Source organism: Micromonospora globispora (assembly GCF_003857015.1).
GTDB lineage: Bacteria > Actinomycetota > Actinomycetes > Mycobacteriales > Micromonosporaceae > Micromonospora > Micromonospora globispora.
In genome coordinates this window covers 1-3,638 of the sequence record NZ_QGGF01000264.1, presented here as the reverse complement: position 1 = coordinate 3,638, position 3,638 = coordinate 1, and the positions used below count along the sequence as shown (strand labels likewise).

4 protein-coding genes are annotated in these 3,638 nt (G+C 72.7%); 2 read left to right on the top strand and 2 right to left on the bottom strand.

The genetic code is table 11. From position 1 onward, the window contains the following. Both DKL51_RS12380 and DKL51_RS12375 read right to left on the bottom strand, forming a co-directional pair. The coding region (locus tag DKL51_RS12380; RefSeq protein ID WP_148097775.1) for an RNA-guided endonuclease InsQ/TnpB family protein at positions 1-1,251 on the bottom strand (1,251 nt) is incomplete at its 3' end. Positions 1,252-1,361: 110 nt separating this feature from the next. Beyond that, positions 1,362-2,249, bottom strand: a complete 888-nt coding sequence (locus DKL51_RS12375; protein WP_165823253.1) for a phosphatase PAP2 family protein — start codon at positions 2,247-2,249, stop codon at positions 1,362-1,364. 184 nt (positions 2,250-2,433) lie between these two features. Here DKL51_RS12375 and DKL51_RS36295 point away from each other — a divergent pair, with 184 nt between their 5' ends. Further along, positions 2,434-3,459, top strand: coding sequence for a hypothetical protein (locus DKL51_RS36295; protein ID WP_243420502.1), 1,026 nt, complete (start codon positions 2,434-2,436; stop codon positions 3,457-3,459). Beyond that, on the top strand, positions 3,386-3,638 hold a 253-nt coding region (locus DKL51_RS37120; protein WP_369008634.1), incomplete at its 3' end, for a hypothetical protein. The genes DKL51_RS36295 and DKL51_RS37120, both read left to right, overlap by 74 nt.

Here is a 3,638-nt window from a genome sequence, read left to right as displayed (position 1 = left end):
CCGGGACCGGCCGGCATCGGGGAGGTGTCGGCCGGCTCGACGGTGCGTGACCACCTCAGGCAGCACGACGGCTGTCGGGGTGGTGGGTCCGCCGCCCGGAACACGGGTGGCGATGCTGGCGGCCGCGACCAGGTGGCGGTGCCCGGAGAATGTGCAGTGCGGGCAGGACAGGGTCCGCCTACGAGGTTTCGGAACCCGCCGCTGGCAGGCGGGGCAGGTGGACGAGGTGCCGCGCTCGTCCACCAGCCGCACAGTGATCCCGGCGAGCGTGGCCTTGTCGGTGAGGACCCGCAGGAGGCGGCCGACCTGCCACTGCCGCAGCCGCAGGTTGTGCCGCCGCCCCGCCGGAATATCGAGCACCCCACGCGGGTCGCCGACGTGCAGTACACCGATACGCTGGCGCACCGCCCAGGAGACCACGGTACGGGCGGCTTCGTGCTGGGCCTGGCGCACCCTGCGCCGATGCCGGCCCTCCACCAGTCGGGCCCGGCGGCGGTACTTGCGCCACCGCCGCGAACCCTTCTCACCCGGCTTCGGCGCCCGGCGTGACACCGCGCGGCGGCGGGCTTTGGTGTCGGCCAGGTGCATGCGGTGCTCGGCGCGGATCGCCCGCCCGGACACCAACAGCCCCTCTCCGTCCGGACCGGCCACCGCATACGGATGGATCACACCAAGATCCACCCCGGCCACCCGGGCAGGATCCGGTTCCTCGCCGGGCGGATACACCGCCACCGGGACCTCGGCGGTCACGTCCAGAAACAGGCGGCCACCCTCACACAGCAAGGTGATCGACCGGACCTGCTCCACCGGATACGGCAGATCCCGCGCCAGCCGAACCCACAACGGCAGGGTGCCTCTGGCGGTGGGGATGCGCACCCGGCGCCCGCCGACGGTGAAGGTGCCGTGATACCAGCGCACCGGCATCAACGCCCGCCGCCGGCGCGGAAACCGCGCCGACAGGTCACCCGCTTTGCGCCGTTTCGCCGCCGCGAACCACGCATCCGAAAACCGGCGCAACACCGACCGCGCACCCGTGCTGCCCAACTCGGCGAACGTGTCCGGCCCGGACACCGCCAGCTCCCGACACAACTCCTGATAACCGGCCAGCGGCGCATCCCGGCGGCGACGCCGCCACGCATTGATCTCCAGTACGCATGCCCACACGTCCCCAGCCGAACGCAACAGACCGAAACACCGCCGCCGCTGGCCCGGCGTTACCCGCAACGCGACACGCGCCGTGCGATGCACCACCTGCGGCGCGGCAGAATCCCGACGACGAGGCACGAGGCGAAGCCAACACCACCCGTACGACACTTCCCCGACGCCGACCAACCCGGCGAACGTTAGTGGACACCGCACAACTAGCCCTTGTATCGGGGCACCAGGCGGTGCACGACCGCGAGGAGCAGCGCGGCCACCACGGCTATCGTTCCGGCGATGCCGGCCGCGCTGCCCGCGTACCCGACGAGGAGCGCGCGGTGGCCGAGTTCGTCCGCGGCGGTGTCCCGCAGGTCGACCAGCCAGGACAGCGCGAGCCAGGACGCCACGACGGCGAGTGCGCCGCCGACGCCCAGCACCAGGGCGGCGGTTCGGTGCGCGTCGGCTTCGACGACCGCCGCCCGTTCCCGTTGGGTGGCCAGGAGCAGCAGGCCGGCGAGCGCCGCCCAGACCCCCACCACGAGGAAAGCCGCCACCGCGTCGCTGGGCCGGTGCCAGCCGGCGGAGAGGGTGGCCACGCCCGCGGCGGCTGCGTAGCCGACCCCGAGGAACGCGCCGAGCGCCCGTACCGTGCGGGGCAGGACCAGGATCAGCGCCAGCGCGACCGACGCGGCCACGGCGGTGTGGCCGCTGGGCAGGCTGTTGCCCGCCGCCGCCCGCTCCGGGTCGATGCCGAAGTCCGGCCGGGTGAGGACGTGCTTGAGCAGCTGGGTGCTGAGGTTGGCGCCGGCGATCAGCAGCGTGGCGGTGAGGGCGAGGGCCTTCCGGCCCCGGATCAGCGCGATGAAGCCGATCACCGCGGTCGCCACCAGCAGGGACACCACCGACATCGCGTTGAGCATCCGGTTGACCGGGCCGTCGATGCGGTCCTGGCCGATCTGGTTGCCGGTCAACGCGACGGTGTCGAGCCACTGCCCGGTCCGGGTGTGCACGCCGAAGCGCCACACCACGAGAAACGCGACCGCCTGGGCCAGGGCCAGCACGACCAACCAGACCGCTGTCCAACCCCTCGCCGTCTCGCGCACCCGCACACCGTAACGGCCGTCACCGATTGCCGCTCGCTGGCCCGCGGCCGCCGTCCGGCTAGTGCCATGACCATAAGAGTTCACCGTCGGGTAAGTGTCGTACGGGTGGTGTTGGCTTCGATTTGTGCCTCGCCGTCGGGATCCTGCCGCGCCACCGGTCCTGCATCGCACGGCGCGTGTCGCTGTGCGGTTGACGGCGGTGCAGCGGCGGCGGTGCTTCGGTCTGTTGCGTTCGGCCGGTGACGTGTGGGCATGCGTACTGGAGATCAACGCGTGGCGGCGCCGCCGCCGTGACGTGCCGCTGACCGGTTATCAGCAGTTGCGCCGGGAGTTGGCGGCGTCGGGGCCGGGCACGTTCGCGGAGCTGGACTCGGTGGGTGCCCGGTCGGTGCTGCGCCGGTTCTCGGATGCCTGGTTCGCGGCCGCCAAGCGCCGCAAGGACGGTGACCTGTCGGCGGGGTTTCCGCGCCGCCGTCGTGGGTTGGTGCCCGTGCGCTGGTATCACGGCACGTTCACCCTCGACGGGCGCCGGGTGCGGATCCCGACCGCCAAGGGCACCCCGCCGTTGTGGGTGCGCCTGGCGCGGGAGGTCCCGTATCCGGTCGAGCAGGTCCGGTCGATCACCCTGCTGTGCGAGGGCTGCCGCTTGTTCCTCGACGTGACCGCCGAAGTCCCAGTGGCGGTGTATCCGCCCGGTGAGGAACCGGATCCGGGCCTGGTGGCCGGGGTGGACCTGGGAATCATCCACCCGTATGCGGTGTCCGGCCGCGACGGGGAGGGACTGCTGGTGTCGGGACGGGCGATCCGCGCCGAGCGCCGCATGTACCTCGCAGACACCAAAGCCCGCCGCCGCCCGCCGGGCACCGAAGCCGGGGCAGAAGGGTTCGCGGCGCTGGCGGCAGTACCGCCGCCGCGCGCGCCTCGTCGAGGGCCGGCATCGGCGGCGGGTTCGCCAGGCTCAGCACGAAGCCGCCCGCACCGTGATCTCCTGGGCCGTGCGACAGCGGATCGGTGTGCTGCACGTCGGCGACCCGCGTGGCGTGCTCAACATCCCGGCGGGGCGGCGGCACAACCTGCGGCAGTGGCAGGTCGGCCGCCTCCTGCAGGTCCTCACCGACAAGGCCACCCTCGCCGGGATCACTGTGCGGCTGGTGGACGAGCGCGGCATCTCGTCCACCTGCCCCGCCTGTCAGCGGCGGGTTCCGAAACCTCGTAGGCGGACCCTGTCCTGCCCGCACTGCCGCATTTTCCGGGCACCGCCACCTGGTCGCGGCCGCCAGCATCGCCACCCGTGTTCCGGGCGGCGGACCCACCACCCCGACAGCTGCCGTGCTGCCGCAGGAGGTCACGCACCGTCGAGCCGGCCGACACCTACCCGGTGCCGGCCAGTCCCCA